Here is a 26276-nt window from a genome sequence, read left to right as displayed (position 1 = left end):
CCCGCGTCGCGGTGCCGGAACCGGTCTCAGCCCGCCGTGACGCGCACCGGGCCGCCCTCCGGGTCGATCCGGTGGGCCCAGCGTGCCGTCAGCGTCAGGGTGCGGTTCGGGACGGCCGTGCGCAGCCGCGGGCGTTCGCGGTGCAGCGGGCGGCCGTCCTGGGTGACGTGCAGGACCGGGCGGGGCAGCAGGGCGGTCGTGCGCAGGACGTAGGGGAGGCGGTCGGCCGGGGTGACGCGGTTCGGCGCGATCCAGCGCAGCGGCGGGTCGGCGAGCAGGGGGACGCCGCCGGGCCATGCGGCGCCCGTGAGCCAGTCGCGTACGGCGGTCGCCGCGTGCGTCCCCTCGCGGGCCGCCGTGGCCGCGCTCTGGACGGCGTGCAGCACGCTGCCGACGGCGAAGACCCCGGGGTGCGAGGTGCGCAGGGCTCCGTCCACGGCGGGGCCGCGCGTGCCGGGGTCCAGGGCGATTCCGCCGCGCCGGGCCAGTTCGTGATCGGGGACGAAGTCGCCGGTGAACACGACGGTGTCGCAGGGCAGGGTCGCGGCGCGGCCGTCGCGGTGGCGGACGCGTACGCCCGTCGGGCGTCCGTGGCCGAGGAGTTCTGTGATCGTGGTGTCGGTGAGGAGGGGGATGCGGTGGCGGAGACGGGCGTCCAGGGCTCGGGCCGGCGTGGTCTGGGCCCGGGGCAGGTGCGTGACCAGGGCGACGACCTCGGCCCCGGCGGCCCGTACGGTGCCGGCGGCGGCGTAGGACACGTCCTCCGCGCCGACGATCACCGCGCGGCTGCCGATCGGCTGCCCGTACAGGTGGACGGCCTGCTGGAGTTCGCCGGTGGTGTAGACGCCGGCGGGGCGGGTGCCGGGCACCAGGCGGGCGGCGCGGGGGCGTTCGCGGGCGCCGGTGGCCAGCACGACCGCGCCCGCGGCGACGTTCTCCGGGCCCTCGGGTCCGACGGTGGTGAGCGTGCGCGGGCCCGCCCAGTCGAGGGCGGTCACCCCGGTCCTTACGACGGCTCCGGCGCGGGTCGCGGCGTCGGCGAGCAGCCGGGCGCAGGCGGGTCCGGTCAGCGGGTGCAGCGGGGTGCCGAAACCGCCGTGGGCGCAGTGCCGGGGCACTCCCCCGGCCCGCTGCTCCCGGTCCAGGACCTCGACGCGGGCCCCGCCGGCCGCCAGCCGGGACGCGGCCGCGAGTCCGGCGGGGCCGGCGCCGATCACGAGGACGTCGACGTGCCGGGTCATCCCTGGGCCTCCTCGAACAGCGCCCGCACCGCGGCCCCGCAGTAGAAGCCCTGGCAGCGTCCCGCCCCGGCCCGGGTCCGGCGGCGCAGGCCGTCGAGGCTGCGGGGCGGGATCGTACTGGCGAGGGCGTCGCGGATCTCGCCACGGGAGACCCGCTCGCAGTGGCAGACCAGGCGACCGTGGTCCGGGTCGGCGGCGACGAGGTCGGGCCGCTGGTACGGGCGCGGGAACGCCTCGCCGAGGTTGGGCATGCGCACCGGGGCCGGCGCGCGCTCGGGGCCGGGGTCGAGGCCGGCGTCGGTGAGCAGGGCGGTGACGTGCGCCGCGATGGCGAGGGAGGCGGTGAGGCCGGTGGACCGGATGCCGCCGACGGTGACGTAGGCCTGGTCGGGGTGGGCGGCGATCCGGTAGTCGTCGACTCCGGTGGCGGCGCGCAGCCCCGCGTAGACGGCGGTGACCTCCTCGTCCAGCAGTGCGGGCAGGATACGGCGGCCCTGCTCGCGCAGCCGGTCGAGGCCCTCGGCGGTGGAGTTGGTGGCGGTTCTGTCGTCCAGGTCCTCGGCGGTGGGGCCGAGCAGGACGTTGCCGTGGACCGTGGGGGCGACCAGGACGCCCTTGCCGAGGGCCGTGGGCACGGGCAGGAGGATGTGCCGGACCAGGGCGCGGGCGAACTTGTCGTGGACGATGAGCTGGCCGCGGCGAGGGGTGACGGTGAAGTCGTCGTGCCCGAGCAGCCGGTCGAGGGTGTCGGCGTGCAGTCCGGCCGCGTTGACCAGCCAGCGGGCGCGGAGGGGGCCGCGCGGCGTCGTCAGGTGGTGGACGCCGTCGTGGCGTGCCGCCCCTTCGACCGGTGAGTCGAGGTGCAGGTCCACTCCGTTGCGGACGGCCTGGGTGGCGTACGCCAGGGTCGTCGTCCACGGGCAGATGATGCTCTCGCCGGGCACGTGCAGGGCGCCGAGCGCGCCGGGACCGAGGTGGGGTTCCCGGTCGTACAGCTCGGCGGGGCCGAGGAGGCGGGTGGCGTGGTACTCGTTGCGCTCGGCCTTCTCGGCGAGGCGGGGCAGGGCGGCGAGCTGTTCCTCGTCCCAGGCGACGAGGAGCGCGCCGACCGGTTCGACGGGGATGCCGGACTCGGCGGCATAGGCGGCGAGTTCGCGGGCGCCCTCACGGACGAGCCGTGCCTCCAGGGTGCCGGGAACGGCGTCGAACCCGGTGTGCAGGATGGCGGTGTTGGCCTTGGAGGTGCCCTGGCCGACGTCGTCCTGCGCCTCGACCAGCGCGATGCGCAGCCGGGGGTGGTGCGCGAGCCGGCGCGCGATGGCGGAGCCGACCACACCGGCGCCGACGATCGCCACGTCGTACGGGCCGGTGGGCAGGGGTCCGGAGGTCGTGACCGTCATGCGGGGGTCCGTTCGAGCGGCACGGGTGCGGTGGCCGTCATGCCGCGGGTCCGCACGAAGGGCGCGGGCGCGGTGGCGGTCACGCCTGGGGCCCGCACGACGGACACCGGCACGGTCACCGCCACGCCTGGGGCCCGCACGACGGACACCGGCACGGTCACCGCCACGCCTGGGGCCCGCACGAAGAGCATGGACGCGGTCACCGCCACGCCTGGGGCCCGCACGAAGAGCACGGACGCGGTCACCGCCACGCCTGGGGCCCGCACGACGGACACCGGCGCCGTCGCCCTCATGCCGGGCCCCCGGCGAGCAGTGCGGCGACCGCTGCGCGGAAGCGGGCGAGGCGTTCGGTGGCCTCGGTGGCGGTGATGCGCGGTTCGTACACGGCGGCCGGTGGGCCCTCGGGCAGCGCCTCGGTCACCGTCAGGCCCGGCCGGGCGCCGAGCCGGGCCAGCGCACCGACGCCGAGCGCGGTGGCGTCCGGCAGCGCGGACACCTCCACGGGGCACTGCAGCAGGTCGGCCTGGGTCTGCATGAGCAGGGCGGAGCGGGTCAGTCCGCCGTCGACGCGCAGGGACGCGAGGGGGGCGCCGAGGTCGGCCGCCGTGGCCTCGGCGAGTGCGACGACCTGGGCGGCCAGGCCCTCGCACAGGGCGCGCACCAGGTGTCCGGGCGTGGTGTCGAGGCCGAGCCCGGTGAGGGAGCCGCGCAGGTCGCCGCGCCACCAGGGGGCGGCGAGCCCGGCCAGCGCGGGGACGAAGGTGACGCCGCCGCTGTCCGCGACGGTGCTGCCCACGGTGTCGAGGTCGGCGGCTCCGGTGATGACGCCGAGGTCGGTGAGCCAGCGCACGGCGGACGCGGCTGTGTAGACCTGGCCGTCGAGGCAGTAGCCGGCGCTTCCGGCGAGCCGCCAGGCGATGCAGCTCACCAGGCCGGAGGTGCCGCGCCGGGGGGTGTCGCCGGTGTGCGCGAGGAGGAACGCGCCGGTCCCGTAGGTGCACTTGGCGGCACCGGGCGCGGTGATCCGCTGGGCGAGCAGGGCGGCCTGCTGGTCGACGGCGAGGCCGGTGAGCGGGATCGGCGTCTTGGTGCCGAAGGCGTCGGTCGTCCCGATGGCACCGGCGTTGTCGACGACGTCGGGGAGCCCTTCGGCGGACAGGCCGTACAGCTCCAGGGCGCGTGGCGACCAGGTGGCGCGGTCGAGGTCGAGGAGCTGGGTGCGGGAGGCGGTGGCGGCGTCGGTGACGCAGGCGCCGGTGAGCCGGTGGACCAGCCAGGCGTCGGAGGTGGTGACGCGGCCCTCGGGGGTGAGGTGCCGTCGTATCCAGGCCATTTTCGGCGCGGCGAAGTACGGGTCGAGGGGCAGGCCGGTCAGGTGCCGCAGCTCGTCCGCGTGCGGGGCGAGGTCCGCGCAGACGCTCTCGGCGCGGCGGTCCTGCCAGACCAGCGCGTCGGTCAGCGGGCGGCCGGTTTCCGGGTCCCAGGCCAGTACGGTCTCGCCCTGGTTGGCCAGGCCGAGCGCTGCGACGGGCTCGCCCGCCTCGGCCAGCGCGCGGCGGCCGGCGTCGACCACCGAGCCGTACAGGTCCTCGGGGTCGACCTCCACCCGGCCGGCGGCCGGGTACCGGGGGCGGACCTCGGCGAAGCCGGTGCCGATGACGCCGCGTTCGGGGCAGATCACCAGGGCCTTGGTGCCGGACGTGCCCTGGTCGACGGCGAGCACCGCACTGGTCATCGCACCCCTCCCGGCCGTCCGCGCCGAAGGCTTCGGCGATCACTGCGCGCCAGCCTGCCGCCGCGAGCACATCCCGTCAAGGACGTCTGACCCACAGTCAGGTCCAGCTGGCGGCAGTGACGTTGCGCGGCTGGGGGAAATCCGGACAGAGGCGGAACCTCCGCCTCTATAGTGGCCGCCGACCACTCGCGACTCCTCGACCGCCGCCCAGGGGAGGCTGTTTGTTACTCCACCCTGCCGTCCCGTCCGTTCCGCCCCCGGGAGCGGGCGGGTGAGGGCCAGAGACGGAGCGCGCCCCGCCTACGATCCCGCCGGTCACGACACCGCGTTGCGCGCCGCCCTGCAGGAACTGCGCGCGGGACGCTGGATGTCGATGCGCAGCCTGCTCGAACAGACCACGACCTGGTGGCAGTGGACGCAGCGCACCCAGGTGCTGGCCGCCTCGGCCGCCGGTACCGACGTGGTGCGGGCGTGGCGCGCGGAGGAGCCGCACAGCGTGGCGGCCGCGGTGATGCACGCCCGGGTCGCGGTGGAGCGCGCGCTGCGGGCGCACCGCGAGGAGCACCGTCGCACGCGCGAGCTGTGGCTCCAGGGCTGGCACGCGAGCGACGCGGCGACGCGTGCCGCGCCCTTCGACCCGGTGCCGTGGGTGTGCCTGCTGGCGCTGGCCCGGCTGGACGAGGAGCAGCGCTGGGCGGAGCACCGAGTGGCGCCGCCGGAGCCGATGCTGCCGCCGGGGCCGTGGGGGCTGCTGGCCCGGGCGGCGGAGCGGGACCCGTACAACCGGGAGGCGCACCATCGCATGCTGCAGTTCCTGTACCCGCGGGGTGACTCGGGGCGGCTCGCTCGGGCGGCGGGGTTCGCGCAGTGGGCCGCCGGATCGGCTCCGCCGGGTTCGGCGCTGCACGTGCTCCCCCTGTACGTGCGGGTGGAGCGCTATCGCCGCTCGGGCGGCCGGGACGCCGCTCTCGATCTGCACTGGGTGTCGGAGGACGCCACCCGTGAGGCGCGTCAGGCGTACCACTCCTGGTTCGTGCTCACCCACCGCGCCGAACGCTCCCTGCTGGACCTCAATCACCTGGCCCACGCCCTGTGGGGCGCGCTGCAGTTCCCCGAGGCGGCCCAGGTGTTCGACGCGCTCGGCCCGTACTGCACCCCGGTGCCCTGGGCGCACCGCGCGCCGGGCGCGGGCGATCCCGACCGGGCGGTGGAGGTCTTCCTCCAGGCCCGGGCCCGTAGCCGGTCGGCCGCCCGCGACGGCGGCCGGCGTCCCTGACCCCCCACTGCCTCCGGAGGCCCCCGCATGTCATCGAACCCTGACCCGTCCGGTGCGACCGACGAGGAGCAGCGCCTGCGCGAACTCGGCTACCGGCCGGTGCTGGCCCGCCGCATGGGCGGATTCGGCAACTTCGCCATCAGCTTCTCGGTGATCTCCATCCTGTCCGGCTGCATGACCCTGTACGGCTTCGGGCTGGGCACCGGCGGCCCCGCGGTGATGCTGTGGGGCTGGGCGGGCGTCGGCCTGTTCGTGCTGTGCGTGGGGCTCGCGCTGGCGGAGGTCACCAGCGCGTACCCGACCTCCGGCGCGCTGTACTACATGGCCGACCGGCTCGGGGGCCGCCGCTGGGGCTGGTACACGGGCTGGCTGAACCTGCTGGGCCTGCTCGGCGCCATCGCCGGTATCGACTACGGGGCCGCCCTGTTCACGGGCGCGTTCCTGAACCTCCAGTGGGGCTTCGAGCCGACGCCGGGGAAGACGATGCTGATATTCGTCGTGATCCTGCTGCTGCACGCCGTGCTCAACCTCTTCGGGGTGCGGCTGGTCAGTGTGCTGAACTCCGTCAGCGTGTGGTGGCACCTGGCCGGTGTGGCCCTCATCGTCGGCGCGCTGGTGATCGTCCCCGACCACCACCGGTCGCCGTCGTTCGTGTTCACGGAGTTCGTCAACGACACCGGCTGGGAGAGCCCGCTGTACGTGGCCGCGATCGGCCTGCTGCTCGCGCAGTACACGTTCTCCGGGTACGACGCCTCGGCCCATCTGTCCGAGGAGACCTCGAACGCCTCGGTGTCGGCCGCGCGCGGCATCGTGCGGGCCATCTGGGTGTCGTGGCTCGCGGGGTTCGTGCTGCTGGCCGGGCTGACCTTCGCCATCCAGGACTACGACGCCACGCGGAACACCGCGACCGGGGTGCCGCCCGCACAGATCCTGCTGGACGGTCTGGGCACGGACGGCGCGAGCGCGCTGCTGCTCGTGGTGATCGTCGCCCAGTTGTTCTGCGGCAACGCCGAGGTCGCCGCCGCCAGCCGCATGGTGTTCGCCTTCAGCCGGGACGGGGCGCTGCCCGGCTCCGCCCTGTGGCGCAAGGTGTCGGCCCGGACCCAGACGCCGGTCGCCGCGGTGTGGCTGTCGGTGGCCGTCGCCTGCGTGCTGGCCCTGCCGTCGCTGTACTCGGCGACGGCGTACGGCGCGGTCACCGCCATCAACGTCATCGGCATCACGCCCGCGTACGCCATCCCGGTGCTGCTGCGGCTGCGGGCGGGCGACCGGTTCACGCCGGGGCCGTGGAACCTGGGCCGGTGGAGCAGGCCGATCGGCTGGACGGCGGTGGTGTGGGTGGCGTTCGTCACCGTGCTGTTCTGTCTGCCGCAGTCGTCGCCGGTGACGGTCGACACGATGAACTACGCAGCCGTCGCCCTCGTCGTCGTACTGGTGCTGGCCACGGTGTGGTGGTTCGTCGCCCGTCGTTCGTACGGGACGCCCACGACCGCCGCGTACGGCGACGACCGGGAGCAGGCCGAACTGGCCGAGGGCATCGTCTGAGACACCGGTCGGTACGGACTGCCGTGCCGGATGCGGCAGGATGAGCGATCGCGCCGGTCGAACTGTCCTTCGGACCGGCGCGATCGCACATCCCGGAATCGAGCAGGTGACGACGTGACGAGACTTCACATCCGCCCGTCGGCGAGGGCTTTCGCCGCCGCACTCCCCGGAGGTGACCGGTGACGCGCGACCTCACGGTGGACGACCTGGTGCTGGCCGGCATCGCGCTGGCCGCGGGCCTGGTGGGGGCGTTCCTGCTGCGCATGCTGCTGCGCTGGCTGGCGGGGCACGCCAAGCGGACGCGCTGGAGCGGTGACGACGTGATCGTCGACGCCCTGCGCTCGATCGTGCCGTGGGCCGCGGTCGTGGGCGGCACGGCGAGCGCGGCGGCGGCGCTGCCGCTGACGAGAACGGTGCAGCACAACGTCAACCAGGTCCTGACCGTGCTGCTGATCTTCGTGGCGACGGTGTCGGCGGCGCGGGTGATCGCCGGACTGGTGCGCACGGTGACGACGTCCCGCTCCGGGGTCGCGGCGTCCGCCACGATCTTCGTCAACATCACCCGCATCCTGGTGCTGGCGATCGGCTTCCTGGTGGTCCTGCAGACGCTGGGCATCTCCATAGCGCCGCTGCTCACCGCCCTCGGCGTCGGCGGTCTGGCGGTCGCCCTGGCCTTGCAGGACACGCTCGCCAACCTCTTCGCCGGCATCCACATCCTGGCCTCGAAGACCGTGCAGCCCGGTGACTACATCCAGCTCAGCAGCGGCGAGGAGGGCTATGTGGAGGACATCAACTGGCGGCAGACCACCGTCCGCGAGCTGTCCAACAACCTGGTGGTGATCCCGAACGGGCAGCTCGCGAAGTCGAACATGACCAACTTCATGCGCCCCGAGCAGCAGCTGACCATCATGGTCCAGGTCGGCGTCGCCTACGACAGTGACCTGGACCACGTGGAGCGGGTGACCACCGAGGTGGTCGCCGAGGTGATGACCGAGATCACCGGGGCGGTGCCGGAGCACGAGCCGGCCGTGCGCTTCCACACCTTCGGCGACTCCAGGATCGGGTTCACGGTGATCCTGGGTGTCGGCGAGTTCAGCGACCAGTACCGGATCAAGCACGAGTTCATCAAGCGCCTGCACAAGCGGTACCGCGAGGAGGGCATCCGTATTCCGGCGCCCGCCCGGACGGTGGCGCTGCAGCAGGGGACCGTGGTCATCCCGCAGCAGCGGGCGGGCGAGGACGCCGTCCCCTTCACCTGATCGACCGCTTGTTCGACAGGGGCGCGCGGCCGGGTGTCCGGAATCTCCGCGCGACCCCTGTCGAGCCGAGGTCGATCACGAGATATCTTGATGTCGAGCAATGTTGCAGACGTGGAGCGGAGCACCCGGTGACTGACTCGACCATCATCTATACGCACACTGACGAGGCCCCGGCCCTGGCGACGTATTCCTTCCTGCCGGTCATCCGGGCGTACGCCTCGCAGGCGGGTGTCTCCGTGGAGACCCGGGACATCTCGCTGGCCGGGCGCATCATCGCCGTGTTCCCGGAGTACCTGACCGAGGACCAGCGCATCCCGGACGCCCTCGCCGAGCTCGGTGAGCTGGCCAAGACGCCCGCCGCCAACATCATCAAGCTGCCGAACATCTCGGCGTCGATCCCGCAGCTCAAGGCCGCGATCGCCGAGCTGCAGGGCCAGGGCTACGCGCTGCCGGACTACCCGGACGACCCCAAGACCGACGAGGAGCGCGAGATCCGCGCCCGCTACGACAAGGTCAAGGGCTCCGCGGTCAACCCGGTCCTGCGTGAGGGCAACTCCGACCGCCGGGCCCCGGCCTCGGTGAAGAACTACGCGAAGACGCACCCGCACCGCATGGGCGCCTGGACCGCCGAGTCCAAGACCAACGTGGCGACCATGGGCGTCGACGACTTCCGTTCCACCGAGAAGTCCGTGGTGATCGCCGAGGACGGCGCGCTGCGCATCGAACTGAAGGGCGACGACGGCTCCACCACCGTCCTGCGCGAGTCGGTGCCGGTGAAGAAGGGCGAGGTCGTCGACGCCTCCGTGATGCGCGTCGCTGCGCTGCGCGAGTTCCTCACCGCGCAGGTCGCCCGCGCCAAGGCCGAGGGCGTCCTGTACTCGGTGCACCTGAAGGCCACGATGATGAAGGTCTCCGACCCGATCATCTTCGGCCACGTGGTACGCGCCTTCTTCCCGAAGACCTTCGCGAAGTACGGCGAGACCCTCGCCAAGGCCGGCCTGACCCCGAACGACGGTCTGGGTGGCATCTACAAGGGCCTGGAGGGCCTGCCCGAGGGTGCCGAGATCAAGGCCTCCTTCGACGCCGAGCTCGCCGAGGGCCCGGAGCTGGCGATGGTCGACTCCGACAAGGGCATCACCAACCTGCACGTCCCCTCGGACGTCATCATCGACGCCTCCATGCCGGCCATGATCCGCACCTCCGGCCACATGTGGGGCCCGGACGGCCAGGAGCACGACACCCTCGCCGTCATCCCGGACTCCTCCTACGCGGGCGTCTACCAGGCCGTCATCGACGACTGCCGCGCCAACGGCGCCTACGACCCGTCGACCATGGGCTCGGTGCCGAACGTCGGCCTCATGGCGCAGAAGGCCGAGGAGTACGGCAGCCACGACAAGACCTTCGAGATCCCCACCACGGGCACGGTCCGCCTGGTCGACGAGGCCGGCAACGCCGTCATCGAGCAGACCGTCTCCGCCGGTGACATCTTCCGTGCCTGCCAGACCAAGGACGCCCCGATCCGCGACTGGGTGAAGCTGGCCGTCACCCGCGCCCGCGCCACCGGCGACCCGGCGGTCTTCTGGCTGGACGAGGGCCGCGCCCACGACGCCAACCTGATCGCCAAGGTCGAGCAGTACCTGTCGGAGCACGACACCGAGGGCCTGGACATCAGGATCCTGTCCCCGGTCGAGGCGACCAAGCTGTCGGTCGAGCGCATCCGCCGCGGCGAGAACACCATCTCGGTGACCGGCAACGTGCTGCGCGACTACCTCACCGACCTCTTCCCCATCCTGGAGCTGGGCACCAGCGCCAAGATGCTGTCGGTCGTCCCGCTGATGGCCGGCGGCGGCCTGTTCGAGACGGGCGCCGGCGGTTCCGCGCCGAAGCACGTCCAGCAGCTGGTCAAGGAGAACTACCTGCGCTGGGACTCCCTCGGTGAGTTCTTCGCCCTGGTGCCGTCCCTGGAGCAGTACGCCGAGGCCACCGGCAACACCCGTGCCAAGGTCCTCGCCGACACCCTCGACCGTGCCACGGCGACCTTCCTCAACGAGGACAAGTCCCCGACCCGGCGTGTCGGCGGCATCGACAACCGCGGCAGCCACTTCTACCTGTCCCTCTACTGGGCGCAGGAGCTGGCGAAGCAGACCGACGACGCGGACCTGGCCAAGGCCTTCGCCCCGCTCGCCGAGACGCTCGCCGCCAACGAGCAGAAGATCGTGGACGAGCTGATCGCCGTCCAGGGCAAGCCGGCCGAGATCGGCGGCTACTACCAGCCCGACCCGGCCAAGGCCGCCGAGGTCATGCGCCCGTCGGCCACCTGGAACGAGGCGCTGGCGTCCCTCGCCTGATCCTCGGAGCCTTCCCGGGCACCCCCGTCTCCGTCCCGGCGGAGGCGGGGGTGCCCGTCTCTCACCAGTCCCGGGTGGCGATCAGCTCCTCCGGGTCCGCGTCCGGAAAGCCGTAGGTCCGGGCGACGAACCAGAAGTCCTCACCGATCACCTCCCGGGCCACGGTCTCGATCTCGCTGCCGGCCGCGTCGAACTCGTCCTCCAGCGCGTTGAACTCCTCGGTCGCGGCGTGGGTCAGCGCGTACAGCGCCGTCACATCGGCGGGACGGTCCGCCTCGATGCGCTCGCACAGCCGCAGCAGGATGTCCTTGCCCCGGTCCACGACGTGGTCCGGGTAGTACCCGTCCTCGTACATCCCCCGCAGGAACGGATGTGCGGCTGCCTGCTGGTTGGTGATCGGCACGATGTCTCCCGCCCTCGTCGTCCTGGTCCCCCGGCATCCGCACGTGATCCTGCCGCACGCCACTGACAACGCCCCTGGAGCAGCCCCGTGACCGACGGCCCGCAGTCCTTCGACATCCTTCCCGGCGCCGCGCACTCCCCCGTGATCCTCCACGTGCCGCACTCCGCGCGGGAGATACCGCCCGCCGTGCGCGCGGGCATCGTCCTGGACGACGACCAGCTGCGGCGGGAGCTCGATCACATCACCGACTCGCACACGGCCGAGATCGCCGAGGAGGCGGCCGGGCTGGCCGGCGTCACGCCCTGGCGGTTCGTGAACCGGATGTCGCGGCTGGTCGTCGATCCGGAGCGGTTCCCGGACGAGCGGGAGGAGATGACGGCCGTCGGGATGGGCGTCGTGTACACGCGGACCACGCACCGTGCCGTCCTGCGCCCCGACGGCACCGACCCGGAGCCGCTGATCGAGCGGTACTTCCGTCCGTACGCCCGAGCGATGACCGAGGCCGTCGCCGACCGGCTCGCCGCCACCGGCCGGGCCGTGATCGTCGACGTGCACTCCTACCCCACCGAGCGGCTGCCCTACGAGCTGCACGGCGAGGGTCCGCGCCCGCCGGTCTGCCTGGGCACCGACGCCTTCCACACGCCGCCGGCGCTGCTCGCCGCGGCCCGCGAGGCGTTCGCCCCGTGCGGGGAGACGGGGCTCGACAGTCCGTTCAGCGGGACGTACGTACCGCTGGAGTTCTACGGGAAGCGGAGCGAGGTCGGCGCGCTGATGGTGGAGATCCGCCGGGACACGTACATGACGGAGCCGGGCGGTCCGGCCGGGCCCGGCCTGTCCCGCCTCGCCGCGTCCCTGGCGGCGCTCGTCGACGCCGTCTCGGGCTGACCACCGGCCGCAGCGCTCCCGCGCGCCAGGGGTACGACGCCTCGGCCGGTGGGCCCGCGCGCGCGTCGCCCCGGAGGACGTCGGCCTGCACGACACGCGCATCACGCCGGCGACCTGGGGGACGTCCCGCCCGGCACCACCCGGACGCGCCCCCGCCCTCGCCCGGGTCCGCCCGGAGCGGGAGCCCGGCCCGCCTCGGTCCGTCGGCAAGGCACATCGCCATGGCACCGTTGCCGCGCTCAGCGGACGCGGGCCGGATCCCTCATCGACGAACCGCGGGCGCGCCCTGCCCGCCGGACAGCGGCCCGGCGTCCAAGACCATGGGCCGCGGCCCCCGAACCCTGCCGTCCGCCCGGAACGCAGGCCCGGCCCGCATCAGCCCCTCGACGATGGACATCGCCATGGCATAGTTGCCGCGCTCAGCGGACGCGGACCGGATCCCTCATCGACGAACCGCGGGCGCGCCCTGCCCGCCGGACAGCGGCCCGGCGCGCAAGACCATGGGCCGCGGCCCCGGACCCTGCCGTCCGCCCGACGGGCCCCGGCGGGGCGGTGCCTCAGGCGCGCAGCCACTCCGTGACGACCAGGTCCTCGCCGGTCCGCAGCCGCAGTGCGAACGGACCGGCGGGCGGTGCGTCGCCGGTGAACCGGCCCATGTCGTCCGCCTGGATCCGGGCATGGGCCCGCGGGCCGCTCAGCACATCGATCCGGGCCGGACCCGGCGGCAGCACCTGCCCCATCAGGCCCTCGGCGCTCACCTCCACGTCGACCGTCACCTCACCCGCGCGGAACGTCAGCATCCGCGGCGGATCCGTCTCCCCCCTGACCGGGATGGCGTCGACCAGCGAGTCGAAGGTCAGCTCCGCGACCCGGGCGTCCAGATCGTGCAGGGCATACGCCTCGACGGCGATCTGCCGCAGCCCGGCCGGTACCGGATCCAGGATCGCGGCGGCCTGCCGCAGTTCCTCCTCCAGCAGCGCGGTGTCCCACTCCCCTTCCGTGAACTCCCCCTCGACGAAGGCGTCGTCGTCGAAACCGTCGTGTGTACCGCTCATGTCGTCCCCCGTGCCTCCAGACGGGCCCGCAGCCTGCGCAGGCAGCGCTGGCGCGTCGGCCCGATGCTGCCCACCGCGATTCCCAGCGCGGCGGACACCTCCTGATAGCTGGGCGGCGGTGACGCGATCAGCACCCGCAGCAACTGCCGGCACCGCTCCCCCAGTTCTTCGAACTCCTGCCACAGCCGCCTCACGCGCTCGGTCTGCGCGGCGGCCTCCTCGGAGTCGAGCACCGACTCCTCCGGCGTACGGTCCTCACTGACCCGGTCGAGCAGTTGCGGGTCGTCCGTCGGCGTCCACCGCCTCGCCGCCCTGAGCAGCTTCAGGCACTCGTGCCGTGCCGTGCTCGCCAGCCAGGAGCCGGCCTTCTCCGGTTCGCGGATCCGCCCCAGGTGCTGGGCGAACCGGAACCATGCGGTCTGGTACACCTCGTGCGCGTCTGCGTCCGACAGCCCGTGCGCCCGTACGACGGACCACACCAGCGGCCCCAGCCCGTCCACCAGCGCCTTCCAGGCCGCCGCGTCCCCGTCGGCGGCGGACAGGACGAGCTCCCCGACATCTCCACGGTCCACGGTCCCACCCCTCGTGTACGACACGTCATCGTACGCCGTGGAGGGGGCGGCTCCGCCCCGCGTGCCTCCGCTCACGCCCCGTCGGCCGGCGGGTCGACGGAGACCGGGCGCCAGGTGGGCGGGAGCAGCGCCGGTACGTGCGCACCGCGGACCTCCGCGTACTCGGTGTTCGCCGCGAGCAGTCGGACCCGGGCCGCGCGCGGGTCGGTCTCCCCCTTCGCCGTCATGTGGGAGGCCACCAGTCCGGCGACCACCGGGGTGGCGAACGAGGTGCCGCTCCACTGCGCGTGCCCCTCGAACATCACCTGGTCCGGCTTCGCGGGCGCCTCGCCCGGCTCGCTCAGCACACCGGTGTGCCGGGGGTACTGGCAGGTGCAGGCGTAGCCGAAGCCGTACCGGCAGGCGTCGTACGTGGAGTGCTGGTACACGTACGGCACGGGCGTGCCGAAACCGGTGAGGGCGCTGGTGAGGCGCTCGCCGGGGGCGTAGACCTTGACCCAGCCGCCGTGGTTGCTGAAGCAGGCGCCGAACTCGCCGTCGGCGCGCAGCGCGCCGACCGACAGCACGGCGTCCTCCCAGCCGGGCAGGTCGGCGTAGGCGGCGGGCCAGAAGGGCGTCGCGCTGGCGTTGTTGCCGGCGGCGGCGACGAGCAGCGTGCGCTGCTCGCGCAGTTCCTCCATGAAGGCCTGCACGCCGAGCAGGCCGTCGGTGCGGCCGTTGGACGTGCCGGCGGAGAGGCTGATGACGTCGGGCCAGCCGTGCCGGTCGACGGCCTCGAAGAGCTTCTCGCCGAACTCCGACTCCAGGACGGCGCCGGCGTCGTTGAGCGTGTTGCGCACGACGAGGTCGGTGTTGGGGGCGACGGCGGCCAGGAGCCCGGCGATGAAGGTGCCGTGACCGACGTACTGCTGGAGGATCCCGTCGTCGTCGCACTCCTGGACCTGGGCGTCGCCCTCGGTGTGGGCCAGCAGCGGGTAGGAGCGGTAGTCGCGCATGAGGCCGGTGTCGATGACGAGGACGCCGACGGCGGTGCCCGCGTCGTACGCCGTCTCGGCGGCGGCCGGGTTCGGCGGCTCGCTCAGCGGTACCGGCACGGGCTCGTCGCCGGGGCAGGCGTTGACGGCGATGGACACCACGTGGTTGCGGCTGATCAGCCGGCGGCCGGCCCGTCCCTCCGCCGTGCGCAGGGAGCGCAGGGCGTTCGCGACGGTGGGGTCGCCGCTGCGGTCTCCCTGGCCGGGGTCGCCGACCTGGATCCGGGTGATGCCCGTGCGGTTGGTCTCGGGGCTCGCCCGGCGCACGTGGTCCGGGGTCAGACCGGCGAACGTGGTGAAGTGCTCCCGCACGGTGTCCTCGACGAGACGGGCCTCCTCGCCGTCGCGGGCGAGGACGACGCCCTTCTCGTAGAAGAACTCGGCGGAGTCGTCCGGACCCATCGCCAGAGGGACGTCGGGCATCGAGCGCTGGATCTGGTCGAACTGTTCGCGGAATCGCTGTGGTGCCATGGCGTGTCCTCCACTGGAGCGTCCGTCGTGGCGACGGCCGCGGCGACGGTCGTCAATCAGAGTCCCGGGGTGGCTGATTGATACAGACTCGAACCTGTGTGACGTGGTTCCGGGCCACTACCATCCGTGGGGTGACAGCGGGAAGCGACTCGGTTCTCCAACTGCTGCCGATGGTGTTCGCCGCCCCCAACGAGGCTCTGGCGAGGGCGGAAGAGGTGCTCGACGCCGATCCCCCGCCGCTGCACGCCTCCGTCGCCCACCAGGTGATCGGCATCTGGCAGCGGGACTTCGGCGACATGCGGCGGGCCCTGGCCCATCTGCGGCGCGCCCGCGGCCTCGCGGCCCGTGCGGACTCGGCGGAGCGGGAGGCGGACGTGCTCGCCACGCTCGGGGTGGCGCTGGTGCACAGCGGCCGCACCCGGGACGGTCTCGCGGCGTTCGAACGGGGGGTGGCGCGGGGCACCGGGCACACCCGGGCGCGGGTGCTGTACCGGCGGGCGTACGTCTGGTGGGTGCTGGGCCGGCACGGTGAGGCGCTGGAGGACGTGCGGCGGGCGGTCCCGGTGCTGCGGCAGGCGAACGACGTGATCTGGACGGCGCGGGCGCTGACCCTGCGGGCCACGGTGCATCTGGCGCTCGGCGCGGTGGAGCGGGCGGAGGCCGACTTCGGCGCGGCGGAGGCACTGTGGGACACCACGGGCCAGGAGCACGACAAGGCCGACGCGGTGGAGAGCCGGGGGCTGGCCGCGTTCCGGTCCGGTGACGTCCCGGCGGCGCTGCGGCTGCTGGACGAGGCGGAGGAGCGGTACGCGAAGCTGGGCACCCCGACGTTCATGCTGACCATCCGGCGCTGCGAGGTCCTGATGGCGGCAGGGCTGGCGCCGGAGGCGCTGGCGGAGGCGGACGCGGCGATCGTCGCGCTGGACGGCATCGGCGGGCAGTCCACCCGCAAGGCGGAGCTGCTGCTGGTCGCCGCGCGGGCGGCCCGGCTGGCGGGCGACGCGCAGACCGCGATCGCGCGCGCGGCCGTCGCGGTGCGGCTGTTCGCGGCACAGCGGCGCACCTGGTACGAGACGCACGCCCGGCTGGTGCTGATCGAGGCGCGGGTCGCGGCCGGGCGCGGGTCGGGACGGCTGGTCGCGGACGCGGCGGCGGTGGCGGAGCGGCTGGCCGCGTTCGGTGCGCCGGCCGCGCCGGAGGCGTCGCTGCTGGCGGGCCGGATCGCGCTGGGCCTGGGCTGGACGGCGGACGCGGAGCGGCATCTGGCGGTCGCCGCGCGCAGCCGGCACGGCGGACCACCGCTGGCGCGGCTGACGGGCTGGGCGGCGCAGGCGCTGCGGGCGCGGGCGGCCGGGTCGACGCGGGGCGTGCTGGAGGCGTGCCGGCGGGGTCTGGACGTGCTGGACGACCACCGGATGACGCTGGGGGCCTCGGAGCTGCGGGCGCGGGCCACCGAGCAGGGCGCCGAGCTGGCGGCGCTGGCCCAGCGGGCGAGTCTGGTCTCGGGCGGGCCGCGGCGGCTGCTGGTGTGGAGCGAGCGCTGGCGGGCGACCGTGCTGTCGGCGCCGCCGACCCGGCCGCCGGCCGATCCGGTGCTGCTGAGCGCCATGACGGCGTTCCGGGAGATCGCCGCCCGCGCGGAGGAGGCCCGGACGGACGGCGGCCGGCCCGTGCCGGCCCTGGAACGGGAACAGCGGCGCCTGGAGCGGGAGATCCGCTCCCGGACCCTGCACATGCGGGGCGAGGCGCCCGGCGACGGAAACCGGTTCGACGTCGGGCGGCTGCTGGAGCGGCTGGGCGACGACATACGGCTGGTGGAGCTGGCCGTGCTCGACGGGCGGGTGCACGTGCTGCTGTGCGGGCAGGGACGGGTACGGCGGTTCGAGGCGGGGCTGCTGGCCGAGGCCGAGCGGGAGGCCGAGCACGTACAGGCCGGGCTGCGACGGCTGGCCCACCCCGGCGCGGAGGCCCGGCTGCCGATGGTGGAGGCGGCGGGCGCACGGCTGCAGGAGCTGTTGCTCGGCCCCGCGGCGGCGCAGCTCGGCTCCGGCCCGGTGGTGGTCGTCCCGCCCGGCCGGCTGCACCGGGTGCCGTGGGCGCTGCTGCCCGCGCTGCGGGAGCGGGTGCTGAGCGTGTCGCCGTCGGCGAGCAGTTGGCTGCGGGCCCGGGAGACCGCCCCGCCGCCCGGCGGCCGCCACGTGCTGGTGCGCGGCCCGGGACTGGCGAGCGGCGGCGCGGAGGTCCCGGAACTCGCCGGCCTGTACGGGGGTCCGCCGCGGTCGCAGGACGCCCGCCCCGGCGCACGGCTGCGGACCCCGACGTCCATCGCCCGGCCCGGAGCACCGACCGGGCTGGACGGACACCGGCCCGGAGAGGCCGAGGGACGGACGGCCGCGGGGACACCGGCCTCGACGTCCAACGGCCGCCCCGCAGCGCCGACCCCACCGGACGGACACCCGGCCGGGGAAACCGACAGGCCACGAGACGCAGGGGCACGGGAGGGAATGTCCGGCGACGACCGGTCCGGGGAAACCGACGGACCGACAGACGCGGGGACACCGGCCTCGACGTCCAACGGGCGCCCCGCAGCGCCGACCCCACCGGACGGACACCCGGCCGGGGAGACCGACAGACCACGAGACGCAGGGACACGGGAGGTGGTGTCCGGTGGCCGGTCCGGGGCGTCCGACGTGCGGGGCGGGGATGTGGTGCGCGCGGGGGTTCCGACCGTGCTGGAGGGCGACGAGGCGCGGGTGCCGCGAGTGCTGGAGGAGCTGGACGGGGCCGCGCTGGCGCACATCGCCGCACACGGCACCTTCCGTGCGGACAGCCCGCTGTTCTCGTCGCTGCGCATGGCCGACGGGCCGCTGATCGTGCACGACTTCGAACGCCTGGACCGCAGCCCCTACCGCATCATCCTCTCCTGCTGCGACACCGCCCGTTTCGCGTCCGTCGGTGCCGACGAGCTGCTCGGCCTGGTCACCGCGTTGCTGCCGCTGGGCACGGCCGGGGTGGTGGCGTGCAGCGCGCCCGTCAACGACGCGGCGGTGGTGCCGCTGATGCTCGCGCTGCACAAGGGGCTGAATGCCGGCCTGTCCCTGGCGGAAGCCCTGCGCGACGCCCGGGCCGCGTTGCCGGGCGACGCGATGCACCGGGCGACGGGGTGGGCGTTCTCGGCGTTCGGAGCGGCCTGACCGACCGTCAGGCCGGTTGTGCCTCGGGCAGCTCCACCAGCCAGGGCAGGGCACCGCGGTCGCCGGTGCCGAGCCGGGTGTAGGCGCTGTAGAGGTGGTTGCCGACGGTGCGCACCGACAGGGTCAGGCGTTCGGCGATCTGCCGGTTGCTCAGGCCCGCCGCGGCGAGGGTGACGATCTGCCGCTGGCGGGCGGTGAGTTCGCCGAGCACCAGACCGGCCAGGGCCGGGGTACGGGCGCCCTCGCAGCGCCGGGCGAGGGCGACGGCACGGGTGCGGGAGGTACGGGCGGCGCGCGGATCGCGGTGCGCGGGCACGGCCTGGGCGTGCGCCTCGGCCGCGAACAGCAGGAAGCCGCGCCGCTCCAGCTCCTCGGCCACCCGGTCCAGCTCCGGCCCGTCGCCGCGGGCCAGGGCCTCGGCGTGGGCGGCGAAGACGCCGGTCAGCCTGCCGGCGGCCCGCTCGGGGGCGCCGAGCCGCACGCTGTCGTAGGGGTCACCGGCGGCGGCCGCCAGGGCCGCTGCGTCGAGGTCGCCCCGCACGGCGGCGGCCCACGCGGCCACGGCACCGCGGGCGACGCCGTGTGCGCCGGGCACGTCGCCGAGCCCGCCCCCGGCGCTCGTGGCCGTCGGCGGTGTCTCGCCCGACTGTGCTCGAGCGAGGGCGAGTTCCGTCAGGCAGTCCCGGTCGCCGGCGTTCCGGCGCAGGCCCTCGCGGGCCCATGCCGCGGCCTCTCGGAGCCGTCCGCCGAGCCGGGCGAACCGCGCGCGCAGGGCCGCGTACTCGGCCGGCAACGGCGCTCCCTCCGCCACGAGCCAGTCCCCCACCGGGGTCTCGGGCGCCCGTACGTCGGCCCGCTCGACACGCCGGACGAGCGTCGCCGTCTCCGCCGCCAGGGCGGAGGCGCACCGGTCGGGCGGACCGGCCAGCCGCCGGGCCCGAAGCCGGCCGGCCGCCGCCCGCAGCACGGGGCCGTGCAGAGGGTGGGCGAGGCGGGCGGCGCCGTGGTCGTCGACGCGGACCAGGCCCTCGGTCTCCAACTGCTCCAGGGGCCGTACGTCGAGTTCGTCCACGTCCAGCGGCAGGGGCTCGGCGAAGGCCAGGCGTTCCAGTGTCTCGCGCTCCTCGGGACGCGCGCGGTCGAGGACATCGGCGGTGCGTTCCCGTACGGGCGACGTCATGGGCACCGGGCCCCGCCACGCCTGCTCGTCCGTGCCCGGAACGGGGGCGAGCAGCCCCTGCCCGCGCACGGCGGTGAGCAGTTCGCGCAGCAGCCGCAGGTCCCCTCGGCACAGGCGGTGCAGCCGGTCGACGGTGAGCGGCTCCGGTCGGTCGCCGGCACCCGCGGTGAGCAGTTGGGCGGTCTCCTCGCGGGGCAGCGCCTCGAGGGTCAGTCGGGGCAGCAGTTCTCCGGTCCACAGCCGCGAGACCGCGCCGGGCACCCGGGCGCCCTCCGTGGCGACGACCAGGAGCCGGGTGCGGCCGTGCACGGCGAGCTGGTGGACGAGAGCGGCTGAGGCGTCGTCGAGCAGGTGCGCGTCGTCCACCAGCAGCAGCCGGGCACCGGAGAGCAGGTGGACCGCGCGGTGCAGGGTGACCGACTCGGGCAGCAGATGGGCGAACGCGGCGAACGGGATTCCCCGCGTCTCGGGCGTCCCCGCGGCCCGGGCGCAGTCCGCACCGCGGACGGCCTCCGTCACCAGCCGGGTCTTGCCGCAGCCCGCCGGGCCCGTCACCACGATGCCGTTCCGTCCGGCGGTCACCGACCGGCGCACCAGCTCCAGTTCGTCCTCCCGCCCGGTGAACGGCCAGGGCGGTGCCGGCGTCCTCGCGTCCCGTTCGTAAATCGTCACGGCAACAAGAGTCCGGATACTCATCCCTGATACAGGGCGACTTGAGTAGCCCCCGACTCAGGTGCCCGGGGCCGGTCCGAGGGCAGTCTGGGGGCCATGACCGCACGCTACTGCTCGCTCGCGCAGCAGCCTGTCCCCGCGCGTCCGCCGGGGCTGGCCGCCGAGCGGATCGCCGCACTCGCCGGCGGGCAGCGGATGTGGGTCAACGGCACGGTGCTGCACTACTGCTTCTTCGACGGCGACGGTGACGCGTCGGTCATCCCGGTCCCGGGCACCGGCCAGCTGCGGCGGGTGTCGTGGGTCGGTGCCGAGGAGCAGCGGGACGTCGTGCGCGACTGCTTCCGGGAGTGGCGCGACCTCGGTATGGGCATCGTCTTCACCGAGGTCGGCGACCGGTCGGAGGCCGAGCTGCGCATCGGGTTCCAGGCCGGGGACGGCTCCTGGTCCACGGTCGGCAAGGACGCGCTCCGGGTCGGTGTGAACGACCGCACCATGAACTTCGGCTGGGACCTGACCGCGCCCGGGGAGCGCGCGACGGCCCTGCACCAGATCGGGCACGCGCTCGGCATGCTCCACGAGCACCAGAGTCCGTTCGCCGGCATCCACTGGGACGACGAGGCCGTCTATGCCGAACTGGCGGGCCGGCCGAACCACTGGAGCCGCGAGCGGACGTTCCACAACGTCCTGCGCAAACTGGACGCCGACGAGGTCAACGGCTCGGTGTGGGACCCACATTCGATCATGGAGTACCCGTTCCCGTCGGGGCTGATACTGGAGCCGGAGCACTTCCGTGCGGGCCTGCACCCGCCCGGCACCCTCTCCGCCGCCGACAAGGAGTTCGTCCTGCGCTGGTACCCGCCGGCCGAACGGCCGGGGCCGCTGCTGCCGTTCCGCTCGGTCCCGCTCGGTCTCGGCCCGGGCGAGCAGGCCGACTTCCGCGTCGACCCGCCGGAGACCCGCGAGTACACCGTGAGCACGTTCGGCGACAGCGACGCCGTCCTCGTGGTCTTCGAGGAGCGGGACGGGGAACCCCGCTACCTCGCCGGGCGGGACGACGGCGGAACACCCCGCAACGCCACCCTCAAGGCCCGGTTCGTCAAGGGACGCTGCTATGTCGTCCGGGTCCGCCTGTACTCCTCCTGGGGGTCGGGCGAGACCGCCGTCATGTGTTGGTGACGGCAGCGGGCGGCCGCCCGTACGCAGACCAGTCCGGCGCCGGGGGAAATGGCCGGGGTCCGTCGCCTTCGGGGGAGGGAGACGGGTCCCGGCCACTCCGACGGGCCGTCAGGCACGGGCGGGAAGCCCGGCGACCGGTGAGGCCGGCAACACCGGGCCCCAGTCGAACGGCGGGTCCGGGATGTCACGCCGCAGCACCGGGGCGGCCTCCGCCTGGAACAGCTCCAGCGACCGCCGGTGCTCGGTGTCGGTGAGTCCGCTCGCGTCGGCGTGCAGGTGCAGCACCGTGTGCCCGAACTGCTCGTGGTAGCGGTGCACCTTCTCGACCACCTGCTGCGGGCTGCCGATCAGCGCCGAGCTGCCTCCACGAAGTCCTCCAGGGTCTCGAAGACCACGGGAAGGCCGGTTCGGCGCTGGAAGGCGAGGTGACTCTCGAAGATCGGGCGGTACGTCTCCAGGGCCTGCTGCGACGTCCGGGCCACGTACACGCCCGCCGTACCGGCGCCGATCGCGATGTCCGCCGGATCGTGCCCGTAGTGCTCCCAGCGCTCCCGGTAGTGACGTATCAGCTCGGCATACGGCTCGATCGGGTTGGTGACGTTGGCCGAGAAGAGCGGCTCGCCGTGACGGGCGGCGAGGTCGACCGACTCCTTGCTGGTGGCGCTGCCGTGCCAGACGCGGACCGGCTGCTGGTAGGGCCGCGGCCACACCTCCGCGTCGGTCAGCTCCGGCCGGAAGCGGGTCCGCGCGGTGACCTTGTCCTGCCGCCAGATCCGCCGGAAGACCTCGTAGCTCTCGGCGTTGCGCTCCCACTGGTCCTCGGGCGTGACGTGGAACAGCTCGCGCTGGGCGGCGCCGTTGCCCTTGCCGATGATCAGTTCGAGGCGTCCGCCGGAGAGGTGGTCGAGGGTGGCGTAGTCCTCGTAAGCGCGGACCGGGTCGAGGAGGCTCAGGGTCGTCACGGCGGTGAACAGCCGGATGCGGCGAGTGAGCGCGGCGACGTGGCTGAGGACGACCGGGGGTGAGGACGAGATGAAGGGGCGTTCGTGCCGCTCCCCCACGCCGAAGCCGTCGAAGCCGAGTTCCTCCGCGAGGACGGCGTTGTCGAGGACCTCGCGGAAGCGCTCGTGGGTGCTCTTGTGCACTCCCGTGACCGGGTCCGGGCGGTGCACGATCAGCGTGATGGCGAGGAACTTCACGAGGCCGCCCGCTCGTCGCCACCGACCGCGTCCGGGTGGGCGAGGCCGAGGTGGTCGCGCAGGGTCGTGCCCTCGTAGTCGGCACGGAAGACGCCCTGTTCCTGGAGCAGCGGGACGACCTTGTCGGCGAACTCGTCCAGGCCGGAGGGCGTGATGTGCGGGACGAGGATGAAGCCGTCGGCGGCGTCGGCCTGCACGAAGTCGTCGATGGTCCGGGCTACGGTGGCCGGGGAGCCGACGAAGGTCTGACGGTTGCCGGTGTTGATGACCAGGTCGCGGATGGACCAGTTGTTGGCCTCGGCCAGCTCGCGCCACTCGCGTGCGGTGGCCAACGGGTCGCGGTACATCCGCACCTGGGCCCGTCCGCGCGCGATGTGCTGGTCGCCGACGTCCGGGTCGACGTCGGGCAGGGGGCCGTCCGGGTCGTAGGAGGACAGGTCCCGGTTCCAGACGAACTCCAGGTGCTTGAGGGCGGTGGCACCGCTGACCTGCTGCCGGCGGACCTCGCGCGCCTTCTCCTCGGCTTCGGCGTCGGTGTCGCCGAGCACGAAGGTCGCGGCGGGCAGGATCAGCAGCTGGTCGGGCCGGCGGCCGTACTTGGCGAGCCGCTTCTTGACGTCACGGTGGAAGGCCTGGCCCTCTTCGAGGGTGGCGTACCGGCTGAAGATCGCGTCCGCGTCGGCGGCGGCGAACTCGCGGCCCTCCTCCGAGTCCCCCGCCTGGAAGATCACCGGACGGCCCTGCGGGGAACGGGGGACGTCGAACCGGCCGTGGATGTCGAAGTGCTGTCCCCGGTGGACGAAGGCACCGGCCTTGGCGTCGGCGAGGAAGGTGCCGGTGACCGGGTCGGCGACGATCTCGTCGCCGCGCCAGGAGTCGAAGAGTTCACCGGCCGTGGCCAGGAACTCCCGGGCGCGGGAGTAGCGCTCCTCCTGCGGCAGGAAGCCGCCGCGGCGGAAGTTCTCGCCGGTGAAGGCGTCCCAGGAGGTGACGACGTTCCAGGCGGAGCGTCCGCCGGAGAGGTGGTCGAGGCTCGCGAACTGGCGGGCCACCTCGTAGGGCTCGTTGAACGTGGAGTTGATGGTGCCGGTCAGGCCGAGCCGGTCGGTGACGGCGGCGAGCGCCGCGAGGACCGTGAAGGTGTCGGGGCGGCCGACGACGTCCAGGTCGTAGATCTGCCCGCCCTGTTCCCTCAGGCGCAGCCCCTCGGCGAGGAACAGGAAGTCGAACTTGGCGCGTTCGGCGGTACGCGCGAAGTGTGCGAACGAGGCGAACTCGATGTGGCTGCCGGCCCTCGGGTCGCTCCAGACGGTGGTGTTGTTGACGCCGGGGAAGTGCGCGGCCAGGTGGATCTGCTTCAGCGGCTTGGTCATGGTGGTGGCGTCCTCCGGCTCAGGCGGTGGCGGCGTAGCGGTTGGCGGGGCGGGACAGGCCGAGCAGTCCGCGCAGGGTGTCCGCCTCGTAGGTGCGGCGGAAGGCTCCTCGGCGCTGCAGCTCCGGGACCAGTCCCCGGGTGATCGCCGGGAGGTCGTGGCCGAGGACGGCGGGCCGGAGCCGGAATCCGGTCAGGCCGGCATCCCTGAACTCCTCCAGCAGATCGGCCAGTTGATCCGGGCTGCCGGTGAAGATCCGGGCGTCGCCGGTGTACGGGTGTCCGGCGGCCGCGTCCAGGCGGTCCCTGCGGGCGGCGGCCTCGGCCGGGTCGTCGTCCAGGAAGACCACCAGGTCGGCGAAGACGTGCAGCGGTTCCGCGGCGCGCCCGGCGGCCTCCTGCTCGGCGCGGATCTCGGCGACGGTCGCCCGGGCCTGGTCGGTGTCGTGCGGGGTGATGTACCCGACGTCGGCCTGGCGGGCCACGAGCCGGTACGGCACGGTCCAGTGGGCGAGGGCGGTGACGAGTGGCTGGCCCTGTGGCGGACGGGGGGTGATGGAGGGGCCCTTGACGCTGAAGTGCGGGCCGCGGAAGTCGATGTAGTGCAGCTTGTCGCGGTCGACGAAGCGGCCGGTGGCCACGTCCCGTATCTCGGCGTCGTCCTCCCAGCTGTCCCACAGGCGCCGGACCACCTCCACGTAGTCCGCGGCCTCGTCGAACAGTTCGGAGACCAGCTCGCGCGCGGCCGGGCTCTCGTAGCCGTCGATGCGCGGGAGGGCGCGGCGGCCGAAGTGGGCGGCCTCGTCGGGGCGGGCCGAGATCTTCACGCGCACTCCGGCGCGGCCGGTGCTGACGTAGTCGAGCGTGGCGATCGCCTTGGAGATGTGGAACGGCTCGGTGTGGGTGGCCACCACGGTCGGCACCAGTCCGATGTGCCGGGTCAGGGGCGCGACGCGGGAGGCGATCAGGACGGCGTCCAGCCGGCCGCGGACCTGGTCGGTGCGCTCGTCCGGGAGGAGGAGGTGCGAGGACTGCGGGCCGAGCCCGTCCTCGATGGTCACGAAGTCGAGCAGACCGCGCTCGGCCTCGGTGACCAGATCGGCCCAGTACCCGGCGGTGAACAGGTCCCGGGGCCGGGCCGACGGCTCGCGCCAGGAGGCGGGATGCCAGCCGGTGCCGTCCAGGGCGACGGCGAGGTGCAGTGGGGAGGAGGGAGTCGTGGACACGAGTGGGTGCCTTCCTGATCGTCCGTACGGGAACGCCGGCCGTCACCGAGGCGAGGGCTCGGCGGCTGGGAGCAACAGGTCAGGGGCGACAGAGCGCGCCGGCCACGCGCAGGAGGTCGATGTGCGGCCGGGAGTGGAGGCGGACGGCGTGCGGGGCACGTGCCACGTCCGTCACCTCCGTCGACAGGGCGGCCCGCGTGTGCGGCGCCGCATACCTCGTGTCTGCGCTCACAACGCCTCCGCGGCGTCCGCTGTTCCCGGCGTGCGGACTTCGAGGAAAGTGGTGCGGCGGCGCAGGGTGAAGCCGAGGGACTCGTAGAGCCCGATGGCGTGGGTGTTGCTCGCGGCGGCGTGCAGGAACGGGGTGTCGCCGCGTTCGCGGATGCCCGCGGCGACCGCCCGGACGAGGCGGGTGGCCAGGCCCCGGCCCCGGTGGTCCGGGTCGGTGCACACGGCGCTGATCTCCGTCCAGCCCGGCAGCCGGAGCCGCTCGCCGGCCAGGGCGATCAGCCTGCCCCGGTGCCGGATGCCGAGGTAGGTGCCGAGGAGGACGGTCCTGGGCAGGAACGGGCCGGGCCTGGTCCTGGCGACCAGTTCCAGGATCTCGGGGACGTCGGCGGGCCCGAGCGGCACGGCCTCGGGGTCGGGCTCTGCCCGCAGCGCGGTGTCGACGAGTTGAACACCGGGCACGCCACCGGATGTCTGCCAGCCCTCGGGGACCACGTCCACGCCGGGTACGGCCACGGCGGTCGCCGGTCCGACGAGCCGGTGCAGGTCGGCCCAGGCGGCCGGGTCCGCGGGGTCGGCGAGTGCGGCGAAGACGGCGACGTCCGAGGGGTAGCGGGCGGCCCGGCCCAGGCGTTCGGCGAAGGAGGCGTGCGGGCCGGTCAGGGCGGACCACGCGGCGTTGTCCAAGGGATGCGGGACGGCGGGTGCCGAGGCTCCGTCCACGCGGACGTCGGTCGGTCGGGCCACGGGCTCTGGTTCCTCTCGTACGGGGAGAAGTGCTGGTCGGCGGGTCTGCAGACGGTGC

At 73.9% G+C, this 26276-nt stretch carries 20 protein-coding genes and 1 pseudogene; 7 read left to right on the top strand and 14 right to left on the bottom strand.

Features of this window, described 5'->3' with window-relative positions:
- Positions 1-26 precede the first annotated feature (26 nt).
- From IE260_RS11690 to IE260_RS11675, 4 genes are read right to left on the bottom strand one after another with little or no spacing between them, the layout of a single operon-like run.
- Entirely contained in the window at positions 27-1241 is a 1215-nt protein-coding gene (locus tag IE260_RS11690; RefSeq protein WP_189870694.1) for an NAD(P)/FAD-dependent oxidoreductase, read from the bottom strand.
- Positions 1238-2641, bottom strand: coding sequence for an FAD-dependent oxidoreductase (locus IE260_RS11685; RefSeq protein ID WP_189870692.1), 1404 nt, complete (start codon positions 2639-2641; stop codon positions 1238-1240). Before IE260_RS11685 ends, IE260_RS11690 begins: the two co-directional genes overlap by 4 nt.
- On the bottom strand, positions 2638-2934 hold the full coding sequence (locus tag IE260_RS11680; protein ID WP_189870690.1) for a hypothetical protein: 297 nt from the start codon (positions 2932-2934) through the stop codon (positions 2638-2640). The genes IE260_RS11685 and IE260_RS11680 overlap by 4 nt, the downstream gene beginning before the upstream one ends.
- Positions 2931-4376 (bottom strand): FGGY family carbohydrate kinase, encoded by a 1446-nt coding sequence (locus IE260_RS11675; protein WP_189870688.1) that lies wholly within the window; start codon positions 4374-4376, stop codon positions 2931-2933. The genes IE260_RS11680 and IE260_RS11675 overlap by 4 nt, the downstream gene beginning before the upstream one ends.
- 271 nt (positions 4377-4647) lie before the next feature.
- Here IE260_RS11675 and IE260_RS11670 point away from each other — a divergent pair, with 271 nt between their 5' ends.
- From IE260_RS11670 to IE260_RS11655, 4 genes are all read left to right on the top strand, one after another.
- Entirely contained in the window at positions 4648-5652 is a 1005-nt protein-coding gene (locus IE260_RS11670; protein ID WP_189870687.1) for a hypothetical protein, read from the top strand.
- A gap of 27 nt (positions 5653-5679) precedes the next feature.
- The gene (locus IE260_RS11665; protein WP_189870685.1) at positions 5680-7197 is read left to right on the top strand and encodes an amino acid permease; all 1518 of its coding nucleotides are present in this window, start codon (positions 5680-5682) and stop codon (positions 7195-7197) included.
- A gap of 179 nt (positions 7198-7376) precedes the next feature.
- Positions 7377-8456: a mechanosensitive ion channel family protein gene (locus tag IE260_RS11660; RefSeq protein ID WP_189870683.1), complete on the top strand. Its 1080-nt coding sequence runs from the start codon at positions 7377-7379 to the stop codon at positions 8454-8456.
- Positions 8457-8584: 128 nt separating this feature from the next.
- Positions 8585-10804 (top strand): NADP-dependent isocitrate dehydrogenase, encoded by a 2220-nt coding sequence (locus tag IE260_RS11655; RefSeq protein ID WP_189870681.1) that lies wholly within the window; start codon positions 8585-8587, stop codon positions 10802-10804.
- 61 nt (positions 10805-10865) lie between these two features.
- Here the strand turns inward: IE260_RS11655 and IE260_RS11650 are convergent, their stop codons facing one another.
- Positions 10866-11207 (bottom strand): DUF5713 family protein, encoded by a 342-nt coding sequence (locus IE260_RS11650; protein ID WP_189870679.1) that lies wholly within the window; start codon positions 11205-11207, stop codon positions 10866-10868.
- An 87-nt stretch (positions 11208-11294) separates the two neighbouring features.
- Between IE260_RS11650 and IE260_RS11645 the strand changes: the two genes are divergently transcribed.
- Positions 11295-12092: an N-formylglutamate amidohydrolase gene (locus IE260_RS11645; protein ID WP_189870677.1), complete on the top strand. Its 798-nt coding sequence runs from the start codon at positions 11295-11297 to the stop codon at positions 12090-12092.
- Between the two features lie 557 nt (positions 12093-12649).
- Here the strand turns inward: IE260_RS11645 and IE260_RS11640 are convergent.
- The 3 genes from IE260_RS11640 to IE260_RS11630 all read right to left on the bottom strand — a co-directional run bounded on the left by IE260_RS11640 (position 12650) and on the right by IE260_RS11630 (position 15224).
- A complete protein-coding gene (locus tag IE260_RS11640) occupies positions 12650-13147 on the bottom strand; it encodes a hypothetical protein (RefSeq protein ID WP_189870676.1) in 498 nt (165 codons plus the stop codon).
- Complete coding sequence (locus tag IE260_RS11635) at positions 13144-13719, bottom strand: RNA polymerase sigma factor (RefSeq protein WP_229880651.1); 576 nt, start codon at positions 13717-13719, stop codon at positions 13144-13146. Before IE260_RS11635 ends, IE260_RS11640 begins: the two co-directional genes overlap by 4 nt.
- Positions 13720-13790: 71 nt before the next feature.
- Complete coding sequence (locus tag IE260_RS11630) at positions 13791-15224, bottom strand: S8/S53 family peptidase (protein ID WP_189870672.1); 1434 nt, start codon at positions 15222-15224, stop codon at positions 13791-13793.
- A gap of 170 nt (positions 15225-15394) precedes the next feature.
- On the opposite strand from IE260_RS11630, the gene IE260_RS11625 reads away from it, so the two are divergent.
- Complete coding sequence (locus tag IE260_RS11625; RefSeq protein WP_229880689.1) at positions 15395-18418, top strand: CHAT domain-containing protein; 3024 nt, start codon at positions 15395-15397, stop codon at positions 18416-18418.
- Between the two features lie 7 nt (positions 18419-18425).
- On the opposite strand, the gene IE260_RS11620 is transcribed toward IE260_RS11625, so the two are convergent.
- On the bottom strand, positions 18426-20294 hold the full coding sequence (locus IE260_RS11620) for a LuxR family transcriptional regulator AbsR2 (RefSeq protein WP_189870668.1): 1869 nt from the start codon (positions 20292-20294) through the stop codon (positions 18426-18428).
- A gap of 72 nt (positions 20295-20366) precedes the next feature.
- Between IE260_RS11620 and absR1 the strand changes: the two genes are divergently transcribed.
- The gene (gene absR1, locus IE260_RS11615) at positions 20367-21446 is read left to right on the top strand and encodes a beta-glucuronidase AbsR1 (protein WP_189870666.1); all 1080 of its coding nucleotides are present in this window, start codon (positions 20367-20369) and stop codon (positions 21444-21446) included.
- A gap of 108 nt (positions 21447-21554) precedes the next feature.
- Here absR1 and IE260_RS11610 read toward each other — a convergent pair.
- From IE260_RS11610 to IE260_RS11590, 5 genes and pseudogenes are all read right to left on the bottom strand, one after another.
- Positions 21555-22645: pseudogene (locus IE260_RS11610) on the bottom strand (LLM class flavin-dependent oxidoreductase).
- Positions 22642-24018, bottom strand: coding sequence for an NtaA/DmoA family FMN-dependent monooxygenase (locus tag IE260_RS11605; RefSeq protein WP_189870664.1), 1377 nt, complete (start codon positions 24016-24018; stop codon positions 22642-22644). Before IE260_RS11605 ends, IE260_RS11610 begins: the two are co-directional and overlap by 4 nt.
- Positions 24019-24037: 19 nt before the next feature.
- A complete protein-coding gene (locus tag IE260_RS11600; protein WP_189870662.1) occupies positions 24038-25243 on the bottom strand; it encodes an LLM class flavin-dependent oxidoreductase in 1206 nt (401 codons plus the stop codon).
- Between the two features lie 79 nt (positions 25244-25322).
- A complete protein-coding gene (locus IE260_RS11595) occupies positions 25323-25475 on the bottom strand; it encodes a putative leader peptide (RefSeq protein WP_189870660.1) in 153 nt (50 codons plus the stop codon).
- A complete protein-coding gene (locus IE260_RS11590; RefSeq protein ID WP_189870658.1) occupies positions 25472-26218 on the bottom strand; it encodes a GNAT family N-acetyltransferase in 747 nt (248 codons plus the stop codon). Before IE260_RS11590 ends, IE260_RS11595 begins: the two co-directional genes overlap by 4 nt.
- Between the last annotated feature and the right edge of the window lie 58 nt (positions 26219-26276).

It is taken from the genome of Streptomyces viridiviolaceus, assembly GCF_014650995.1.
Taxonomy (GTDB): domain Bacteria; phylum Actinomycetota; class Actinomycetes; order Streptomycetales; family Streptomycetaceae; genus Streptomyces; species Streptomyces viridiviolaceus.
Note: the sequence above shows the minus strand (reverse complement) of the source record. Positions and strands in the feature narration are given on the sequence as shown.